Consider the following 17,197-nt stretch of genomic DNA (forward strand, 5'->3'; position numbering starts at 1 on the left):
TCGGGTTCGCGCCGGGCCAGATTTGCACAGCCGGTTCCGGCTGCCAACGCATCCGCGATGCCGTTTTCGTGAAAACGCCCCGATTGTCATGGATTTTCAGCGCGGATCGGCCGGGATTGACCTCGGCCTTAGCGCCCCGCGGCAGGGTCAGCGTGACCGGCATCGGTCCAGCAGATAGACGTCCATGATCCAGCCATGTTCGGCCCGCGCGCGGGCGCGGGCGTCCAGGATGCGGCCCGCGACCTGGGGCAGCGGCCCGGCAACCAGGATCTGCTGGGGCATGCCCAGGAACGCGCCCCACCAGATATGCAGCCCCTCCTGTGCGTCGAGGCTTTGGAACGAGCATTCGCCGTCCAGCATCACGACCAGCCGGTCCACGCCCTGGGGCCAGCCATGGTCGCGGATCTGCCGGCCGGTGGTGATCAGCACCGGCGCCGCCACCGCGTTCAGCGGCATGGCATGGGCGGCGCATAGGGCCTGGATCGCGGTGATGCCGGGGATCACCCGCAGGCTCAGCGGCAGGCGCCGCGCCACCCGTTCCGCGATGCGCAGCGTGCTGTCGTAAAGCGAGGGGTCGCCCCAGACCAGCAGCGCCGGGCGGATGGCGCCATGGGCGCGGATCACCTGTTCCCAGCGCGCGGCGATGGCGTCGTGCCAGGCCGCGACGCCCTGCCGGTAGCCGTCCGAGATGTCGCGCGCGGGCATGTCGAAGACGGCCAGCGGCGGCGGGCTGACCAGCACCTGCCGGCAAAGCGCGCGGCGCAGATCGGCCAGGTCGGCCTTGTCCCCGCCCTTGGCGGGGATCAGGATCAGGTCGGCATCGGCCATCGCGGCGATAGCCTCGCGCGTCAGGTGGCCGGGGCTGCCGGTGCCGATGCCGATCAGCGCAAGCGCGATCATGGCGCCGCCCCGATCAGGTGGAAGAAGCTGCCGGTGGCATGGCCGCGGTGCGAGCCGGTTTCGGTCACCGCATCGCCATTGGCGTCGGTGACGCGGGCCAGGGCTGCGTCGGGCTGGGCCAGGATGGTGGCATAGTGGAACTCGTGCCCGGCCAGCGGCTGCGCATAAAGCCCGGCCAGCGGCTCGGCCCGGCGATAGCCCAGGTGCATCCGGCGCCGCGCATAGCTGGTCTCAAGCCCCAGCAGCCCGGCCATTTCGTGGCGGCTGCCCTGGGCATCGACCAGCCCGGCGCCCATCGCCATGTAGCCACCGCATTCGCCATGCACCGGCCGCGTCAGGGCAAAGCGGCGCAGCCCGTCGCGGAAACGGCCGGCCGCGGCCAGCCGGCCTGCGTGCAGTTCGGGATAGCCGCCGGGCAGCCAGCAGGCCCCGGCGCTGTCCTCCGGCGCCTGGTCGGCCAGCGGCGAAAACGGCAGGATCGTCGCCCCCGCTGCCCGCCAGCCGGCAATGAGATGCGGATAGACGAATGAAAACGCATCGTCCTGTGCCAGCGCGATGCGTTCGGCCGGCGGCGGCAGCGGGCGGAAAGCCTCGGCCGCGATCCCGCCCGCGGCGGCGGCGATGATGGCATCCAGGTCCAGGTGCCGCGCCGCCGCCGCGCCCGCGGCTTCCAGCAGCGCCTCCAGCGCGGCATGTTCCTGTGCCTGCACCAGGCCCAGATGCCGCTCGGGCAGCTCGATCCCGGCCTCGCGCGGCAGCACGCCCAGGACGGGGATGGCCAGCGCGTCCAGCGCGTGGCGCATCAAGGCTTCGTGGCGGGGCGAGGCGACGCGGTTCAGCACCACCCCCGCCAGGGCCACGTCGCGGCGCATCTCGCGAAACCCCAGCGCCACGGCGCCGGCGGATTGCGCCTGCCCCTTGCAATCCAGGACCAGCAGCACCGGCCAGCCGGTCAGCGCGGCGATGTCGGCGCTGGCGCCGTTGCCGCAGCCGGCCGGCCGCGCCACGCCGTCGAACAGTCCCATCGAGCCCTCGGCAATCGCCAGGTCCGCACCGGCGCCCAAGCCGATCAGATGCGCGATCTGCGCCCGGCCCATGGCCCAGCTATCGAGGTTGTAGGATTCCCGCCCCGCCGCCCTGCGGTGAAAGGCCGGGTCGATATAGTCCGGCCCGCTTTTGAAGGGCTGCACCACCAAACCGCGCGCCCGCAAGGCCGCGATCAGCCCCAGCGTGACTGTGGTCTTGCCGGACCCCGAGGCGGGGGCGCTGACGACCAGCCCCTTCATTCGGGGAACCGCGGCGCGGTGCCCACGGGGCGGAAGCGGCGGTCGTAATCGCCGGCGTAAAGGCGACTTTCGTCGAAGCCCTCGGCCGCCAGCGCCGGGCCGACCAGGATCAGCGCCGTGCGCTCGCCCGCGCCGATGGCGGGGTCCAGCGTGGCCAGCGTGGCGCGAATGATGCGCTGGTCGGGCCAGCTGGCGCGGAACACCACCGCGACCGGGCAACCCTCGCCGTAATGCGGCACCAGTTCCGCCTGCACGCGGTCGAGCACATGCACCGACAGGTGGATGGCCAGCGTCGCGCCGGTGGCGGCGAAATTGGCCAGCGTCTCGCCCGCGGGCATGGCCGATGCGCGGCCCGAGGTCCGGGTCAGCACCACCGATTGCGCGACGCCGGGCAGGGTCAGTTCCGCACCCAGCGCCGCGGCGGCGGCGGCGAACGAGGGAACACCGGGGGTCACGTCATAGGGGATGCCAAGGTCGCGCAGCCGCCGCAATTGTTCGCCCATGGCCGACCAGACCGACAGGTCGCCCGAATGCAGCCGCGCCACGTCCTGGCCGGCCTGATGCGCCTGGGCGATCTCGGCGATGATCTGGTTCAGGTCCAGGGGCGCGGTGTTCACGATCCGCGCACCGGGCGGGCAATGGCTCAGCAGCGCCTGCGGCACCAGCGAGCCGGCGTAAAGACAGACCGGGCAGGCGGCGATCAGGTCGCGGCCGCGCAGGGTGATAAGATCGGCCGCGCCGGGGCCGGCGCCGATGAAATGGACGGTCATGCGGGGTCTCCTTCTGCGACGGCGGCGGTGGCCATGCCGTCTTGCGATGTGACGCGCGGCGCGGTGATGCGCGCGCCGGGGCCAAGGGCGGCCAGGGCGGCGGCCTCGGCCAGCGAGCCGGTGCCAAGCCGCGCCAGGATGCGCGGCGATTGCGTGGGGGTGGCGATGCCGGCGACCTCGACCGCCAGCAGCGGCAGGCCGGTCCGCTCGGCCAGCGCCCGCATCACCGACGCATCCGCCTTGGCCGGGCTGGTCGCCAGCGCATCCGCCGCGCCGGCGCGGGCCAGCGCGTCGGCAAGCGAGGCAAGGCTTGCCGCCGGGCGAAAGCCGATGCCCGCGACCCTCATGGCCAGCTCCATTGCGTGACGCTGCGCGCCGGGGTCCAGCCGCGCATCCGGCCCAGCGGTGCTGCCTCTTCCAGCGCGATGCGGGTCAGGCTGCCGCCGCGCGCGGCATGCAGGGCGATCAGCAGCGCCTCGGTCTCCAGCGTCACCGCGTTCACCACCAGCCGGGCGGGGGGCAGGGCGTCGATCAGCGTGGCGCTGGCGCCGCCGCCGACGAAGATCGCATCGGGCGGTGGCAGATCGTGCAGGAAGTCGGGCGCATCGCCGTGAACCGCGCGCATCCGGCCCGCCAGCCCGAATGCCTCGATATTGGCGGCGATATTGGCGATGCGGTCGGCGCGGGGTTCCAGCGTTACCGCCCGGCCGCCGTTCAGGCACCATTCCACGCTGATCGAGCCCGAGCCGCCGCCGATGTCCCACAGCATCTCGCCCCCCCGCGGTCCCAGCGCAGCCAGCGTCATCGCCCGCACGCTGCGCCGGGTGATCTGCCCGTCATGGGCGAAACTGTCGTCGGGCAGGCCGAAGCCGCGCGGCAGGCCGGCACCCGGCGGCAGGTCCGCCCCGTCCAGCGCCACCGCGACCGGGGCTGCGCAGTCCAGCGCAAAGCCCTGCGCCCGCGCCTGCCGGATGCGTTCGCGCGGACCGCCAAGCGCCTCCATCACCACCATGCGGGTCAGGCCCAGCCCCTGCGCCACCAGCCATTCGGCAAGCTGGCCGGGGGCGGCGGCGTCGCGCAGCAGGCAGATCGCCCGCGCGCCGCGCGCCATCACCGGGCGCAGCCGGGCCAGGGGTGCGGCGTGCAGGCCCAGGCAGGCCACCTTTTCCAGCCGCCAGCCCAGCCGCGCCGCGGCCAGCGAAAACGTGCCGGGCGCAGGAAAGGCCCGCCATTCGCCTGGGTCCAGCACGGCGGCGATGCTGCCGCCGGCCCCATGCCAGAACGGATCGCCCGAGACCAGCGCCGCCACGCCTTGCCCGCGCAGGGCCAGCAGCGGCGCCAGGTCGAAGGGCACCGGCCATTCCCGGCCCCGCGGCCCCGCGATGCCCGCCAGCGCCAGGTGCCGCGGGCCGCCAAAGACGATTTCCGCCCGATCCAGCGCATCGCGGCTTGCAGGCGGCAGACCGGCCGGTCCATCTTCGCCCAGACCGATGATGGAAAGCCAGGGATCAGGCATGGCGCGTATCCTTTTGCTGGGCGGCACGACCGAGGCGGGGGCCATGGCCCAGGTCCTGGCCAAGGCCGGGCTGGACGCGGTCTATTCCTATGCCGGGCGCACCGCCAACCCGGTGGCGCAGCCGCTGCCCACCCGCATCGGCGGCTTCGGCGGGGCCGAGGGGCTGGCCGACTATCTGCGGGCCGAGCGCATCAGCCATGTCATCGACGCCACCCATCCCTTTGCCGGGACGATCAGCCGCAACGCCGTTGCCGCCTGCGCCGCGGCGGGCAGGCCGCTGATCGCGCTGGAACGCCCGCCCTGGGTGGCGCTGCCCGGCGACCGCTGGCTGCATGTCCCCGATTACGAGGCGGCCGCCAGCGCGCTGCCGGGCGACGGCTCGGCGGTGTTCCTGGCCATCGGGCGGCAGAACCTGAAATTCTTTGCCGGGCGGGACCATGCCTGGATGCTGCGCTTTGCCGAGGTGGCGGCGCATCCGCTGCGCGACGCGACGCTGATCGTCTCGCGCGGGCCGTTCACCGTGGCGGGCGACATGGCGCTGATGCGGCGCCATGCCATTGCCCATGTCGTCGCCAAGAATGCGGGCGGCCATGCAGCCGAGGCCAAGCTGGCCGCCGCCCGCGCCCTTGGCCTGCCGGTGGTGATGATCGACCGTCCCGTGCTGCCGCTGCGCCGCGTCGCAGCCATGCCGGCCGAGGTGATGGCCTGGCTTCATGGCGCGGATCGCGGCGTATAGACCCAGGGGCCGACCCGGCGGGTGGCGCTGTTGCCCAGGATGACGACGGTGCGCATGTCGGCCATTTCGAGCCGGGCCTTGGCCAGGGTGACGGTGCGGATCGCCTCGTCCGGGGTCGAGACGGCGCGGGCGAAAGAGATCAGCCGATCCGGCCCGCAAGCCTCGCGCAGGACCTCCAGCACGCGTGCGAAACCCTGGGGTCGGGCCTTGGAGCGCGGATTATAGAAGGCCATAGCGAAATCCGCCTCGGCCGCCAGGCGCAGGCGCTTTTCGATCAGCGCCCAGGGTTTCAGGTTGTCCGACAGGTTGATGGCGCAGAAGTCATGACCCAAGGGCGCGCCCAGCCGGGCGGCGGCGGCCAGCATGGCGGTGATGCCGGGCAGGATGCGGATCTCGGGGGCCGCCGCGCGTCCCTCCAGCGCCTCGAACAGCGCCGAGGCCATGGCAAAGACCCCCGGATCGCCCGAGGAGACCACCACGACCCGCTTGCCCGCTGCCGCGAGGTCTAGCGCGAAACGGGCGCGCTCCAGCTCGACCCGGTTGTCCGAAGGGTGCAGCGCCAGACCCGCGCGCGGGGCGACGCGGGCGACATAGGGGATGTAGCCCACCACGTCGGTCGCCTGCGCCAGCGCCGCCCGGACCTCGGGCGTGACTAACATTTCGGCGCCCGGACCCAGCCCGGCGACGGCGACCCAGCCGCTCATTCCGCGGCCTGTGCCATTGGCCGGCGGCCGTTGCCATGCACCAGCACGGTGGCGAAATAGGGGCAGGCGTCCAGGTCGGCCTGGGCCAGGGGCGTCACGCGCTGGCTGGGCATGGTGCCGCGTTCGACCAGCCAGGCATCGGCCATGCGCCCGGCGGTTGCCAGCGCGCGGGCGATCTTTGGCAGGTTGCGGCCGGTCTTCATCACCACCACCGCATCGGCGGCGCGGATGTGGCGGGCCAGTTCGGCCTCGGGCAGGGTGCCCATCAGCACGCACATCGCATCGTCGCCCCAGGTCATCGGCTGGCCGATGGCGTTCCAGCAGCCGGTCATGCCGGGGATGCCGGGGATGATCTCGACCGCGGCAATGCCTTGCAGCCGGGCGTGCAGGTGCATGAAGGAACCATAGAACAGCGGGTCGCCTTCGCACAGCACCACCACGTCGCAATCGCGCGCCAGTTCGGCCAGCCGGGCCGTCCAGTCATCGTAAAAGGCCGAGAGCAGCCGGTTGTATTCCGGGCTGGCAAAGGGGATCTCGGTCGTGACCGGATATTCCATCGCATGTTCGATCACGTCCGGGGCCAGCATTTCGGCGACGATACGCCGGGCTTGGCCGGCGCGGCCCTTCTTGCGGAAATAGGCGATCTGGCGCGCGCCGCGGATGGCGCGGTCGGCGCGGACCGAGATCAGGTCGGGATCGCCGGGACCAAGCCCCGCGCAGATGATCTTTCCGGTTCTGGGGCCCATGGTCATTCCTTTCGGCTGGCCAGCGCGTTGACAGCGGCGACGGTTATGGCCGAGCCGCCCAGCCGGCCGCGCACCACCAGCGCCGGCGCCGGCAGGTCGGCCATCAGCGCCGCCTTGGATTCCGCCGCGCCGACGAAGCCCACCGGGCAGCCGATGATCGCGGCCGGGCGCGGACAGGCCGGATCGCGCAGCATGTTGAGCAGGTGGAAAAGCGCGGTCGGCGCATTGCCGATGGCGACCAAGGCGCCTTCCAGGTCGTCGCGCCACAGTTCCAGCGCCGCGGCGCTGCGGGTATTGCCCATCCGCGCCGCAAGGTCCGGCACGCGCGGGTCTTGCAGCGTGCAGATGACCCGGTTTTCGGCGGGCAGGCGGGCGCGGGTGATGCCCTCGCTGACCATGCGCGCATCGCACAGGATCGGCGCGCCGCCCTGCAATGCCCGGTGCGCTGTCGCGGCCATGCCGGGCGAAAAGCCGATGTCGCGTTCCAGCCCCACCAGCCCGGCGGCATGGATCATGCGCACCACGACGGGTTCTTCCTGGGCGGTGAAGCGGGCAAGGTCGGCCTCGGCCCGGATGGTGGCGAAGGATTGCGCATAGATCCGGGCGCCATCGGTTTCGTATTCGTGCAGCATCAAAGGTTTTCCTGGGGCGAAGGTCAAAGCGGGATGCGGTCGGGCGCAAGCCCGGACAGAATGGCCGGGTCGCGCGGGCCGCCGTCGCGGATCAGGTCGAAGCGGTCGCGCCCGGTCGCGACCAGCGTGACCGAAGCCGCGCCCTGATGGGCGCAGCCCTTGGCGCAGCCGCTGACATGCAGGTCTTGGCCGGTGGCAAGGCGCGGCGCCAGGCGGCGGGCCAGGGCGCGGACATCGGCCAGCGCCTGCGGGCAGCCGGGCGCGCCGGTGCAGGCACGGATGCGCAAGAGCGGGTCCTGGGGGTCGAGGATGGCGCCTTCGATCCGGGGGCGGGCCGTGCACTCGATCAGCAGCGCCCGCCAGGGGGTCAGGCGCAGCGGGCCAATCGCGGCGGCCTGGGTGAGTTGCCGCGCGGTGATCTGGCCGAAGGCAAAGCCCAGCAGCCAGCCGTTCGGCGCCGCACCGGGGCCGGGCGGATGGGCGCCGGCGGGCCCGGCGGCGCTGTCGCATGAGTATTTGGGAAACGGTGAAGACGGCAGGGGAATCGCCTGGGCAGGCAGGGCGGGGCCGCGGCGCAGGTGGTCGCGCATCCGCCCGCGGCCGTCCCGGACGCCGCCCTGCATGAACCAATGCGCCAGGGCGACGGCGCGGGCGGCGGCCTGGGCGGTGTTGTCGGCCGTGAGCGCCCAGTCGCCGCCGTCGGGCAGGATCAGCCAGCCCGTGCCCTGCGGGCGCAGGCGGATGTCGGCGGGCGTGTCGGCCAAGGCTGGCGGGTCGGTATCAACGGAAAAGCCGAACTTGCCCGGCACTTGCGGCGCGTTGGGCGCGGTCATCGCCTGGGCGATGGCTTGGGCCAGGTGCCAGGCTGGGCCGTCCAGGGCGGCAAAGGGCGACAGGACCACGTTGCGCCGCGCCTCGGCCCCCGCGTCGCGGTCGACCAGGCCGATGCCGGTCAGGACGGCGATGGCGGCGGCGTGGCCGGCCGGTCGCAGCCCGCGCAATTGCAGGTTGGCGCGGCTGGTCAGGTCCATCAGCCCGTTGCCATGGGTCCAGGCCAGATCGGCGATGGCTTGGGCCTGTTCGGGTTCCAGCCGGCCGTTATGGGCGCGGATGCGCAGGACCAGCCCGTCGCCCGATTGCATCGGCCGCAATGCGCCGGGGCACCAGCCTTTGACGGTGAAGCTCATGGCGCGCCCTCTGCCAGGACCGAATTGCGCCGCGTGGTCCAGAGGCCGGATGCGAGAAGCCGGGCGAACAGGGCCTGCATGGCGGCCAGCGCGGCGGGGTTTTCGCGTTCCATGAAGGCCAGGACCTGGGGCCGGCCAAGCGTGGCGTCGTGATAAAGGTCGAAAAGATGGCCGGGCACCACGCCGGCCAGGTTGGCAAAGGCGGCCATGTGGTCGAGCGTCGCCGCGATTTCCGCCGCGCCGCGAAAGCCGTGCCGCATCATGCCGTCGGCCCAGGCCGGGTTGGCGGCGCGGGCGCGGGTGACGCGGGCGATTTCCTCGGCCAGGGTCCGGGCGCGGGGCTGGTCGGGACGGGTGGCGTCCAGATGGTAGAGTGCCGGCCGCGCGGCGCCGATCCGCGCCATGGCGGCGGCAAAGCCCGCCTCATGCGCGGCATAGTCGCCGGCCAGCAGCAGGTCGGATTCCGGCAGATCCTGGGCATGGACGAAGGCATCGGCCTGGGCCAAGCGGTCGCGGATCGCCTGCGGCTGGTGGCTGATCCGGCCATCGGCGGCGATGGCATGGGAGGAGGCGGCGAGCCACGCCTCGCCCGCCGCCTGCCGCGCCTGGTCGGTAAAGCTCTCGGCCAGGTCGCCGATGCCCAGGCCGTAAAGGCCGGGCTTGGGGCCGAAGACGCGGGGGGCGCGGTTGCGATAGGGGTTGTCCGCCGGGCTTTCGTCGCGGACGGCCAGCGCCTTGGCCCCGGTTTCGAAAAGCTGGGCGAGGCCGGGGAAGATGTCGCGAAACAGGCCCGAGACCCGCAGCGTCACGTCGATGCGCGGCCGGCCGAGTTCGGTCAGGGCCAGGATCTCGATGCCCGAGACCCGGCCCGAGGCGGCGTCCCAGCGCGGGCAAAGGCCGGCCAGGTGCAGCGCCATGGCGAATTCCTCGCCCGCCGTGCGCATGGTGGCGCTGCCCCACAGGTCCACCACCAGCCCGCGCGGCCAGTCGCCATGGTCTTGCAGGTGGCGGCGCAGCAGTTCCTCGGCCAGTTTCACCCCCTGGGCATGGGCGTTGCGCGAGGGGACGGCGCGCGGATCGACGGTGAAAAGGTTGCGCCCGGTCGGCAGCACGTCCTGTCGCCCGCGCGCCGGCGAGCCCGAGGGGCCGGGGGCGACCCGCCGGCCGGCCAGGGCGCGGGCCAGTCCTTGGGTTTCGCCGGGGGCGGTGCCATAGATGTGCAGCCCGTCGCCGAAGCGGCTGTCCTTGAGGTCGCAGAGGAAACGGTCGATCAGCGGGATCGCCTCGGCCGGCGCGGCATCGGCGGGCAGGCCCAGGTCGGTTTCGACCCCGGCGGCGCGCGCCTCGTCGCGGATCGCCAGGATCAGCCGGTCGCGGCGGCGCGGGTCCAGCCCGTCGGCGGTGGAATATTCGTCGAGCAGGCGTTCCAGATGCGCCAGGTTCTCGGGCACTGCGGAATCCGCCAGCGGCGGCGGCAGGTGGCCCAGCGTCACGGCGGAAAGCCGGCGCTTGGCCTGCGCGGCCTCGCCCGGATCGTTGACGATGAAGGGACAGACCACGGGCAGGTCGGCCAGCAGCGCCTGGGGCCAGCATTCGTCCGACAGGGCGACCGACTTGCCGGGCAGCCATTCCAGCGTGCCATGCGCGCCCATGTGGATCAGCACGTCCGCCTGCGTGCGCAGCCACAGGTAGAAGGCGACGTATTCGTGGCGCGGGGTGCGGGTCAGGTCGTGATAGTCGTCGGCGCGGGTCTGCACCTCGCCGCGCTCGGGTTGCAGGGCGATCAGGTCGGCGCCGTGGCGGAGGGCGGCGAAGCGAAAGCCGTCGGGGGGCTCGCCCCATGCGGCGGAAAGGTCGTCGCGCAGGCGTTGCGGCAGGCGGGCCAGCGCCCGGCGGTAGTCCGAGAGCGGCCAGGCGATGCGCTCGGCGGTCAGCCGCCCGCCCAGGTCGTCATGCGGGATGCCCAGCATCGCGCCGGTCGAGGCCAGCGCGTCCAGCCCCACCGCATGGGCCAGTTGATGCGCCTTGCCGGGATAGGTGGACAGCACCACCGCGCGGCGCGTCGCCGGAAGGCCGGTCCAAGCCGCGATCCGCGCCACCGCCGCCGCGATGCGGCCCCTGTCGGGGGCATGGATCACGCGGGCGAATTGCAGGTCGGGGTCGCGCTCTTGCGGTTCCTTGAAGCTGATGGCGCCCAGGAAGATGCGGCCGTCGACCTCGGGCAGCACGACATGCATGGCCAGATCGGCGGCGGAAAGCCCGCGCTCCTCGGCCGCCCAAAGGGCGCGGGGGGCGGTGGACAGCGCCACCTGGAAGACCGGGCAATCCGTGCCGTCAAAGGGCGTCGTGCCGGCATCGTCGCGGGCGGAAAAGGCGGTCAGGTTCACCACCGCGACAAGGCCGGGCAGATGCGGCGCCAGCCACTCGGCAAAGCCCGGCGCCTTGAGCGAGGGGGCAAAGACCCCGGTCGCCGCCAGCCCCGCCGCGCGCAGGGCGCGGATCATCGCATCCACCGGCGCAAGGTCGGCGGCGGTCAGGTAGCTGCGATAGAAGCTGACCAGCACGCCGGGTTCGGGGCGGTCGATGACGCCGCGCTCGGGGTCGTAGAAGCCGAAATCGGGTATCGCGGCCTGCCCCCGGACCGGGGCGGCGGGCAGGCCGGCGGCCCCGGCCAGTTCCGCCAGCGCCATCTGCGCCGCGACCGCCCCGCCCTGGTCGCAAAGCCCCGCCAGCCGGTGCAGCAGCGGCAGCGGCAGGGTGGAAAACCGCTCCAGCGTCGGGTCGGGACGCCCGTCTGCCGGCAGGAAGGCCAGCGCGATGCCGCGGCGGCGGGCCAGATCCTGGAGGCTGGCCACGCCATAGGGCCAATAGGGCTCGCCGCCGATCAGCCGCACCAGCACGGCGCGGGCGCCGGAAAGCGTCGCCTCGACATATTGATCGACCGAGACCGGGTGGCGCAGCGCCGAAAGGTTGCAGAGCCGCAGCGACGGCAGCCCGCCGGCCGCGCGATGCCAGCCCGCCGCGAAAGCGCCCAGGTCGCTGTCGGAATAGGACAGCACGACCAGGTTGGCGGGGCTTTGGCCGGGGTCGGTCGGGACCTCGGTTTCCTCAAGCCCGCGGCTTTCGCGAAAGACGACATGCATGGTCAGGCCGCCAGGACTGCCCGGATCGCGGCCTCGTCGATGTCGTCATGCTCGGCGATGACGACAAGGCGCGAGGCGCGGGGGGCGTCGCCCCAGGGCCGGTCGTATTGATGCCGCACGCGCTCGCCCACCGCCTGGACCAGCAGGCGCATGGGCTTGCCGGCGACAGCGACATGGCCCTTGACCCGCAGGATTTTCTGTTCGCGCGCCAGGCGCTCGATGCGGGCGGCAAGATCGGCGGGGTCGGCGATCTCGGAGAGTTCGATCACCACCGAATCGAAATCGTCGTGTTCGTGGTCATCGGCGCCGTCGTGGTGGCTGGGGCGGGCGGCCAGGTCATCCTCGGCCGCCGCACCCAGGCCCAGGATCACCCGCGGGTCGATTACCCCGTCGGTCAGGGGCAGGATCGGCAGCTTGCGCGGCGCCTCGGCCTCGATCACCGCGCGGGCGGCGGCAAGCCCGTCATCGCCCGCCAGATCGGCCTTGGACAGCAGCACGATGTCGGCGCAGGCGATCTGGTCCTCGAACACCTCCGACAGCGGGGTCTCGTGGTCCAGGCTGGGATCAGTTGCGCGCTGCGCCTCGACCGCTTCCTCGTCGGGGGCAAAGCGGCCGGCGGCCACCGCCTCGGCATCGGCCAGCGCAATCACCCCGTCCACGGTGATGCGCGAGCGGATGGCGGGCCAGTCGAAGGCTTTCAGCAAGGGCTTGGGCAGGGCCAGGCCCGAGGTCTCGATCAGGATGTGGTCGGGCTTGACGGGCATGGCCATCAGCCGCTCCAGCGTCGGGATGAAGTCGTCGGCGACGGTGCAGCAGATGCAGCCGTTCGACAGTTCCATGATGTTCTCGGCCGGGCAATTCGCGTCGGCGCAGGATTTCAGGATCTCGCCATCGACGCCCATGGTGCCGAATTCGTTGACCAGCACTGCCAGGCGCTTGCCCTGCGGGTTCAGCATCAGGTGGCGGATCAGCGTGGTCTTGCCGGCGCCCAGAAAGCCGGTGATGACGGTCACGGGGGTCTTGGTCAGGTCGGTCATATGCTATCCAATCGGGGGAATGCGCGCCAGGCTGCGCTTGCGGAAAATCGTGACGCGTTCGCGCCAGGGCACGATGCCGTCAGAGGTGCCGGCATAGGCGCCGGCGCCGGCCAGGATGTCGGGTGCGTCTTCTGCCGACATGCCGCCATAGACATAGGTCCAGCGCCCCGGCGCCGACAGCGCGATGGCGGCGCCGTTGGAACAGGCGGACAGGCATTCGACGGGAACGATGCGCACACCCGCCGGCGCGCCTTGGGCCGCCAGCGCGTCATGCAGGCGCGCGCCGGGCACGGGCTCGCCCTCAAGCACGGGCAGGCCGGCGCGGCAGGTGATGCAAACGTGAAGCGTGACGGTCATGCGCCTTATCATCCCTCAAGGCGGCACGAGGCGGGGCATGAGCACCCAACCCCAGCAGGAACACCCCGTCCGCCGGTCAATCCTTTTGCGTTGGCAGGTCTCCCGGCTTGCGGATTCGGGCCTAGGCCCACGGCCGCCCCGCCTTCCCGGCTTTCGCCAGTGGCCTTGGGGCGACCTTTCCGGTCACGGTCGCGGGGGCGGCTGCTTCCAGGCGGTTGCCTGTCGCATTCCCTCTTAGCCTGCCATAGGACAGGAACCAGCGCGCCCCGTCTGTGCGCGCCCGGTCCCGACTTGTCAAGCGAAGGAGTGCCCGATGCAGACCGACGACAACGCCCGCCATGCCCAGAAGATGGCCAGGATCAAGTCCGCCCGCGACAAGATGATGCAGCAAAAACAGGGCGAAAAGGGCTTGGTCATCGTCCATACCGGCAAGGGCAAGGGCAAGTCTTCGTCCGGGTTCGGCATGATCCTGCGCTGCATCGCGCATGGCATGCCCTGCGCCGTGGTGCAGTTCATCAAGGGCGCCTGGGATACCGGCGAACGCCGGCTGCTGACCGGGCATTTCGGCGATCTGTGCCAGTTCCACGCCATGGGCGAAGGCTTTACCTGGGAAACCCAGGACCGCGCGCGCGACATCGCCGCCGCCCGCGCCGGCTGGGACAAGGCCAAGGCGCTGATCCGGGACCCGTCGATCCGCATGGTCTTGCTGGATGAAATCAACATCGCCTTGCGCTATGATTACCTGGATCTGGACGAGGTGCTGGCCTTTTTGCGCGACGAAAAGCCGGTGATGACCCATGTCGTGCTGACCGGGCGCAACGCCAAGCCCGAGTTGATCGCGCTGGCCGACCTGGTGACGGAAATGGAGCAGGTCAAGCACCCGTTCCGCGACGGCATCAAGGCCCAGGCAGGAGTGGAGTTCTAGCCCATGGCAGAGCAAAAGCCGAAGCTGCTTTCGGGCGGCAACCCGCAAATCCCCAAGGGCTATGGCGAGGCGCCGGTCCGCGCCTATATCGCCGCCATGCCGGGCTGGAAGCAGGCGGTCGGCGAAAAGCTGGACGCGATCATCGCCCGCAGCGTGCCGGGGGTGAAGAAGGCGGTGAAATGGAACTCGCCCTTTTACGGGGTCGAGGAAGGGGTGTGGTTCCTAAGCTTTCACTGCATGACGAAATACATCAAGGTCGGGTTCTTTCGCGGCACCCGGCTTGAGCCGATGCCGCCGGTCGGCTCGAAACATCCCGAGATGCGCTATCTGCACATCCCCGAGGGTGCCTTTGACGAGGAACAGTTCGCCGACTGGGTGCGGCAGGCCAGCCGCCTGCCCGGCGAGAAGATGTAGGGTCAGCGGCGCTGCCAGTCCGGCGCGGTGTTCCGCTGCCAGCCCGCGCGATGCAAAAGCGGGGTATCATCGGTGAATTCCGGCCAGCCCAGGCAGAGCAGGGCCGAGAATTCCCAATCCTGCGGCACGCGCAGCAGCGCGGTGATGCGCGCCGGGTCCAGGACCGAGACCATGCCCAGGCCCAGGTTGCGCACCCGCGCCGCCAGCCACAGCGCATGGATCGCCATGGCCGTCGATTGGCGCAGGGTCTGGGGCATGGTGGCGCGGCCCAGCCCGTGGCCCTCGGCCGGGTCGATCTGGGTAAAGATTGCCAGCCAGACCGGCGCGCGGTCCAGCCCGGCCAGTTTCAGCGCCTCGTATTCCTGCCGCTGCCGGCCCTGGTAGCGGGTTGCGGCCTGGGCGTTGCTGCGCTGGAAATCGGCGCGGATTGCGGCGCGCAGGTCGGGGCTTTCGACGCGGATCACCCGCCAGGGCCGGGCATTGCCGACCGAGGGCGCCAGTTCCATCGCCGCGCGCAATTCCTTTAGCAGCGGCTCGGGCACCGGATCGTCGCGGAAATGCCGCACGTCGCGGCGCCAGCGCAGCACGCGCTCCAGCGCCGCCTGATCGTCGGGACCGAACCGCATCATGGCCCCGCGCAAAGGGTGCCGCCGGGCAGGCCCTCGGCCACGGCAGGGAAGGCGACCGGGCGGCCGGGCACGGTCAGTTCCACGGCCCGCGGCAGGCCGGCAGCGGTGGCGCTGCCCGCCGGCAGGTCGATGGGCGCGCCGTGGTCATGCGCCCCGTGGTGGTGGCCATCCAGCGTGATGCCGTTGGCGGCGGCGGCGACGAAGCCCATGCCGCCGCCGAAAATCAGGCCGATCAGCAGCATCGGGATGGAACGGTCCATGTCTTTTCCCCGGATGACAAAGGGCCGGGCGCGGCAGCCACGCCCGGCGGCAAGGATCAGGCGGCTGCGGCACCGGAGCGCCGATCGCATGCGGCGCCGGCACCACGGCCACGCCCCAAGCCGCGGCTGCGGGTTTGGCCCTGGATCCGCAAGGCCGCATCGCATTCCCCTTTGGCCCAGGGACGGGGCACCGATACACGCGCACGTTACCTGCGACGCCGCGGCGGCGGCAAGCGGAATCGGGGGCGCGAGCCGCGGCGGGACCGCGGATCACGGCGCCGGCGGCCAGTCCAGATCGACCCAGACCAACCGATGCGCCGAGGCCGCCAGCGCCGCCTGGGCCAGCGGACCGTCGGCCGGCCAGACCACGGCTGATCCCAGCACCGCAAGCCCCTGGGCGGGCAGGACGTAATCGACGCGCAGGTTGCCCGGCGGCTTGTCGTCGGGCCAGTCGCCGGTGTCCAGCGCCGGGTCGCCCTGGTGGCGGTCGTTGACGCCGCCCGCCGCCGCCGCGCCGCCGTCGCTGCGGGGCAGGGGGTCGGTGACATGCGCCATGATCGCCGCCAGTGCCTGGGGCCGGCCCTCGCTGTCCAGGGGGTCGAGGTTCAGGTTCCCGGCCAGCACGAAGGGTCCGTCGGGCAGGTGATGCAGCCAAAAGGCCAGCTCGTCATGGTTGCGCCGGCCGTTCAGATCCTCGGGCCCGTCGAAGACCGGCGGGGTCGCGGACATGGCAAGCAGGTGCAGCGGCCGGCCGGCCACCGTGACCACCGCGTCCCAATGCGCGGTCGAGGACAGGCGGCGGACCGCCGCCGCCTCTGGCGGCAGCGGCGGCATCAGGTGGCCGGGCAGGTCGCGCCACAGGAAATCGGTGTAATCCTTGACCGGCCCGATGGGGTGGCGCGACAGGATCGCCATGCCGCCCTGGCCGGTGAAGGTGCCGAACCCCTGCGCGTCTTCGGCGCTGCCCAGCCGCCCGTCGCCGTCCAGGTCCAGCCCGGTCGCCATGCCGGAATTCGGCCGGGCGGCGAAGCGGTGGGGATAGTCCAGCCCGACCTGGGCCAGCCTTGCGGCAAAGGCGGCAAGCGCCCGGCCTTCGTGGTCCCAGTCGAATTCGGTCAGCAGCAGGATGTCGGGTCGGGCCTGCGCCAGCACCTGCACCACCGCGTCGATCTGCGCATCCTTGCGGCCAAGGTCGCGCAGCAAAAGCCCCGGCCCATCGCGCGTCAGGTCGGGGCTGTAGGTGGCGATCCGCAGCGGATCGGCATGGGCGGCAAGGCCAAGGACGGCGACCAGCGCCGCCTTGGCAAGGACCCCTAGACCCAAGGCCGGCTCTGGGCCATCTGCGCCTCGTAGGTGTCGATGGCGCTGGCCTTTTCCATGGTCAGGCCGATGTCGTCCAGCCCGTTCAGCAGGCAATGGCGGCGGAACGGGTCCAGATCGAAACCGAAGCTCTGCCCGTCCGAGGTGGTCACGGTCAGGTTTTCCAGGTCTACGGTCATGCGGGCATTGGCGCCCTTTCTTGCGTCCTCCATCAGCACGTCCACCACCTCTTGCGGCATGACGATGGGCAGGATGCCGTTCTTGAAGCAGTTGTTATAGAAGATGTCGGCGAAGCTGGTCGAGATCACGCAGCGGATGCCGAAATCCAGAAGCGCCCAGGGCGCATGCTCGCGCGAGGAACCGCAGCCGAAATTGTCGCCGCCGATGATGATCTGCGCATTGCGATAGGCGGGCTGGTTCAGCACGAAATCCGGGATCTCGTTGCCCTGGGCGTCATAGCGCATCTCGTCGAACAGGTTCTTGCCCAGACCCGAACGGTGGATCGTCTTCAGGAACTGTTTGGGGATGATCATGTCGGTGTCGATATTGACCAGCGGCATGGGGGCCGCGATGCCGGTCAGGGTGGTGAACTTGTCCATGTCTTTGATCCTTGCAGAATTGACTTGGGCCGCAGC

The 17,197-nt window shown here is 71.4% G+C and carries 19 protein-coding genes and 1 riboswitch; of the genes, 3 read left to right on the forward strand and 16 right to left on the reverse strand.

Annotation, left to right across the window (positions count from 1 at the left end; translation table 11 throughout):
• Positions 1-147 precede the first annotated feature (147 nt).
• Genes cobF through cbiE form a run of 5 tightly spaced genes read right to left on the reverse strand, consistent with a single transcriptional unit; the run spans position 148 to position 4,472 of the window.
• The gene (gene cobF / locus F3H32_RS08765; protein ID WP_149765516.1) at positions 148-900 is read right to left on the reverse strand and encodes a precorrin-6A synthase (deacetylating); all 753 of its coding nucleotides are present in this window, start codon (positions 898-900) and stop codon (positions 148-150) included.
• Positions 897-2,186 carry a cobyrinate a,c-diamide synthase gene (locus F3H32_RS08770; protein WP_149765517.1) on the reverse strand — a complete coding sequence of 430 codons (1,290 nt, stop codon included), beginning with the start codon at positions 2,184-2,186 and terminating at the stop codon, positions 897-899. The genes cobF and F3H32_RS08770 overlap by 4 nt, the downstream gene beginning before the upstream one ends.
• On the reverse strand, positions 2,183-2,956 hold the full coding sequence (gene cobM / locus F3H32_RS08775) for a precorrin-4 C(11)-methyltransferase (RefSeq protein ID WP_149765518.1): 774 nt from the start codon (positions 2,954-2,956) through the stop codon (positions 2,183-2,185). The genes F3H32_RS08770 and cobM overlap by 4 nt, the downstream gene beginning before the upstream one ends.
• Complete coding sequence (locus F3H32_RS08780; RefSeq protein WP_149765519.1) at positions 2,953-3,303, reverse strand: cobalamin biosynthesis protein; 351 nt, start codon at positions 3,301-3,303, stop codon at positions 2,953-2,955. The genes cobM and F3H32_RS08780 overlap by 4 nt, the downstream gene beginning before the upstream one ends.
• Complete coding sequence (cbiE, locus tag F3H32_RS08785; RefSeq protein ID WP_149765520.1) at positions 3,300-4,472, reverse strand: precorrin-6y C5,15-methyltransferase (decarboxylating) subunit CbiE; 1,173 nt, start codon at positions 4,470-4,472, stop codon at positions 3,300-3,302. Before cbiE ends, F3H32_RS08780 begins: the two co-directional genes overlap by 4 nt.
• On the opposite strand from cbiE, the gene F3H32_RS08790 reads away from it, so the two are divergent.
• Positions 4,471-5,208: a cobalt-precorrin-6A reductase gene (locus tag F3H32_RS08790; protein ID WP_149765521.1), complete on the forward strand. Its 738-nt coding sequence runs from the start codon at positions 4,471-4,473 to the stop codon at positions 5,206-5,208. The genes cbiE and F3H32_RS08790 overlap by 2 nt on opposite strands.
• On the opposite strand, the gene cobJ is transcribed toward F3H32_RS08790, so the two are convergent.
• Genes cobJ through F3H32_RS08825 form a run of 7 tightly spaced genes read right to left on the reverse strand, consistent with a single transcriptional unit; the run spans position 5,184 to position 13,014 of the window.
• Positions 5,184-5,912, reverse strand: coding sequence for a precorrin-3B C(17)-methyltransferase (cobJ, locus tag F3H32_RS08795; protein ID WP_149765522.1), 729 nt, complete (start codon positions 5,910-5,912; stop codon positions 5,184-5,186). The genes F3H32_RS08790 and cobJ overlap by 25 nt on opposite strands.
• Positions 5,909-6,658, reverse strand: a complete 750-nt coding sequence (gene cobI, locus F3H32_RS08800; RefSeq protein WP_149765523.1) for a precorrin-2 C(20)-methyltransferase — start codon at positions 6,656-6,658, stop codon at positions 5,909-5,911. The genes cobJ and cobI overlap by 4 nt, the downstream gene beginning before the upstream one ends.
• Positions 6,659-6,660: 2 nt before the next feature.
• Positions 6,661-7,290: a precorrin-8X methylmutase gene (locus F3H32_RS08805; RefSeq protein WP_149765524.1), complete on the reverse strand. Its 630-nt coding sequence runs from the start codon at positions 7,288-7,290 to the stop codon at positions 6,661-6,663.
• Positions 7,291-7,313: 23 nt separating this feature from the next.
• The gene (gene cobG / locus F3H32_RS08810) at positions 7,314-8,477 is read right to left on the reverse strand and encodes a precorrin-3B synthase (RefSeq protein ID WP_149765525.1); all 1,164 of its coding nucleotides are present in this window, start codon (positions 8,475-8,477) and stop codon (positions 7,314-7,316) included.
• Positions 8,474-11,620, reverse strand: coding sequence for a cobaltochelatase subunit CobN (gene cobN / locus F3H32_RS08815; RefSeq protein ID WP_149765526.1), 3,147 nt, complete (start codon positions 11,618-11,620; stop codon positions 8,474-8,476). The genes cobG and cobN overlap by 4 nt, the downstream gene beginning before the upstream one ends.
• A 2-nt stretch (positions 11,621-11,622) precedes the next feature.
• Positions 11,623-12,657 carry a cobalamin biosynthesis protein CobW gene (cobW, locus tag F3H32_RS08820; protein WP_149765527.1) on the reverse strand — a complete coding sequence of 345 codons (1,035 nt, stop codon included), beginning with the start codon at positions 12,655-12,657 and terminating at the stop codon, positions 11,623-11,625.
• Between the two features lie 3 nt (positions 12,658-12,660).
• A complete protein-coding gene (locus F3H32_RS08825) occupies positions 12,661-13,014 on the reverse strand; it encodes a DUF1636 family protein (protein ID WP_115755547.1) in 354 nt (117 codons plus the stop codon).
• Positions 13,015-13,089: 75 nt separating this feature from the next.
• A riboswitch (cobalamin riboswitch) is annotated at positions 13,090-13,290 on the reverse strand.
• A 37-nt stretch (positions 13,291-13,327) separates the two neighbouring features.
• Between F3H32_RS08825 and cobO the strand changes: the two genes are divergently transcribed.
• Both cobO and F3H32_RS08835 read left to right on the forward strand, forming a co-directional pair.
• Entirely contained in the window at positions 13,328-13,939 is a 612-nt protein-coding gene (gene cobO / locus F3H32_RS08830; protein WP_149765528.1) for a cob(I)yrinic acid a,c-diamide adenosyltransferase, read from the forward strand.
• Between the two features lie 3 nt (positions 13,940-13,942).
• Entirely contained in the window at positions 13,943-14,353 is a 411-nt protein-coding gene (locus F3H32_RS08835) for a DUF1801 domain-containing protein (RefSeq protein WP_115755545.1), read from the forward strand.
• 2 nt (positions 14,354-14,355) lie between these two features.
• On the opposite strand, the gene bluB is transcribed toward F3H32_RS08835, so the two are convergent.
• The 4 genes from bluB to leuD form a co-directional block, all read right to left on the reverse strand.
• Positions 14,356-14,979 (reverse strand): 5,6-dimethylbenzimidazole synthase, encoded by a 624-nt coding sequence (gene bluB / locus F3H32_RS08840; protein WP_149765529.1) that lies wholly within the window; start codon positions 14,977-14,979, stop codon positions 14,356-14,358.
• Positions 14,979-15,242 carry a hypothetical protein gene (locus F3H32_RS08845; protein ID WP_149765530.1) on the reverse strand — a complete coding sequence of 88 codons (264 nt, stop codon included), beginning with the start codon at positions 15,240-15,242 and terminating at the stop codon, positions 14,979-14,981. Before F3H32_RS08845 ends, bluB begins: the two co-directional genes overlap by 1 nt.
• Positions 15,243-15,512: 270 nt before the next feature.
• Complete coding sequence (locus tag F3H32_RS08850) at positions 15,513-16,565, reverse strand: endonuclease/exonuclease/phosphatase family protein (RefSeq protein WP_149765531.1); 1,053 nt, start codon at positions 16,563-16,565, stop codon at positions 15,513-15,515.
• On the reverse strand, positions 16,556-17,161 hold the full coding sequence (gene leuD / locus F3H32_RS08855) for a 3-isopropylmalate dehydratase small subunit (RefSeq protein ID WP_149765532.1): 606 nt from the start codon (positions 17,159-17,161) through the stop codon (positions 16,556-16,558). Before leuD ends, F3H32_RS08850 begins: the two co-directional genes overlap by 10 nt.
• Between the last annotated feature and the right edge of the window lie 36 nt (positions 17,162-17,197).

This window comes from Paracoccus thiocyanatus, assembly GCF_900156255.1.
In the GTDB taxonomy this organism is placed as follows: domain Bacteria; phylum Pseudomonadota; class Alphaproteobacteria; order Rhodobacterales; family Rhodobacteraceae; genus Paracoccus; species Paracoccus thiocyanatus.

Coding starts and splice junctions, on each gene's coding strand:
- cobF (WP_149765516.1), bottom strand. CDS start 900: ATGATCGCGCTTGCGCTGATCGGCATCGGCACCGGCAGCCCCGGCCAC.
- F3H32_RS08770 (WP_149765517.1), bottom strand. CDS start 2,186: ATGAAGGGGCTGGTCGTCAGCGCCCCCGCCTCGGGGTCCGGCAAGACC.
- cobM (WP_149765518.1), bottom strand. CDS start 2,956: ATGACCGTCCATTTCATCGGCGCCGGCCCCGGCGCGGCCGATCTTATC.
- F3H32_RS08780 (WP_149765519.1), bottom strand. CDS start 3,303: ATGAGGGTCGCGGGCATCGGCTTTCGCCCGGCGGCAAGCCTTGCCTCG.
- F3H32_RS08790 (WP_149765521.1), top strand. CDS start 4,471: ATGGCGCGTATCCTTTTGCTGGGCGGCACGACCGAGGCGGGGGCCATG.
- cbiE (WP_149765520.1), bottom strand. CDS start 4,472: ATGCCTGATCCCTGGCTTTCCATCATCGGTCTGGGCGAAGATGGACCG.
- cobJ (WP_149765522.1), bottom strand. CDS start 5,912: ATGAGCGGCTGGGTCGCCGTCGCCGGGCTGGGTCCGGGCGCCGAAATG.
- cobI (WP_149765523.1), bottom strand. CDS start 6,658: ATGGGCCCCAGAACCGGAAAGATCATCTGCGCGGGGCTTGGTCCCGGC.
- F3H32_RS08805 (WP_149765524.1), bottom strand. CDS start 7,290: ATGCTGCACGAATACGAAACCGATGGCGCCCGGATCTATGCGCAATCC.
- cobG (WP_149765525.1), bottom strand. CDS start 8,477: ATGAGCTTCACCGTCAAAGGCTGGTGCCCCGGCGCATTGCGGCCGATG.
- cobN (WP_149765526.1), bottom strand. CDS start 11,620: ATGCATGTCGTCTTTCGCGAAAGCCGCGGGCTTGAGGAAACCGAGGTC.
- cobW (WP_149765527.1), bottom strand. CDS start 12,657: ATGACCGACCTGACCAAGACCCCCGTGACCGTCATCACCGGCTTTCTG.
- F3H32_RS08825 (WP_115755547.1), bottom strand. CDS start 13,014: ATGACCGTCACGCTTCACGTTTGCATCACCTGCCGCGCCGGCCTGCCC.
- cobO (WP_149765528.1), top strand. CDS start 13,328: ATGCAGACCGACGACAACGCCCGCCATGCCCAGAAGATGGCCAGGATC.
- F3H32_RS08835 (WP_115755545.1), top strand. CDS start 13,943: ATGGCAGAGCAAAAGCCGAAGCTGCTTTCGGGCGGCAACCCGCAAATC.
- bluB (WP_149765529.1), bottom strand. CDS start 14,979: ATGCGGTTCGGTCCCGACGATCAGGCGGCGCTGGAGCGCGTGCTGCGC.
- F3H32_RS08845 (WP_149765530.1), bottom strand. CDS start 15,242: ATGGACCGTTCCATCCCGATGCTGCTGATCGGCCTGATTTTCGGCGGC.
- leuD (WP_149765532.1), bottom strand. CDS start 17,161: ATGGACAAGTTCACCACCCTGACCGGCATCGCGGCCCCCATGCCGCTG.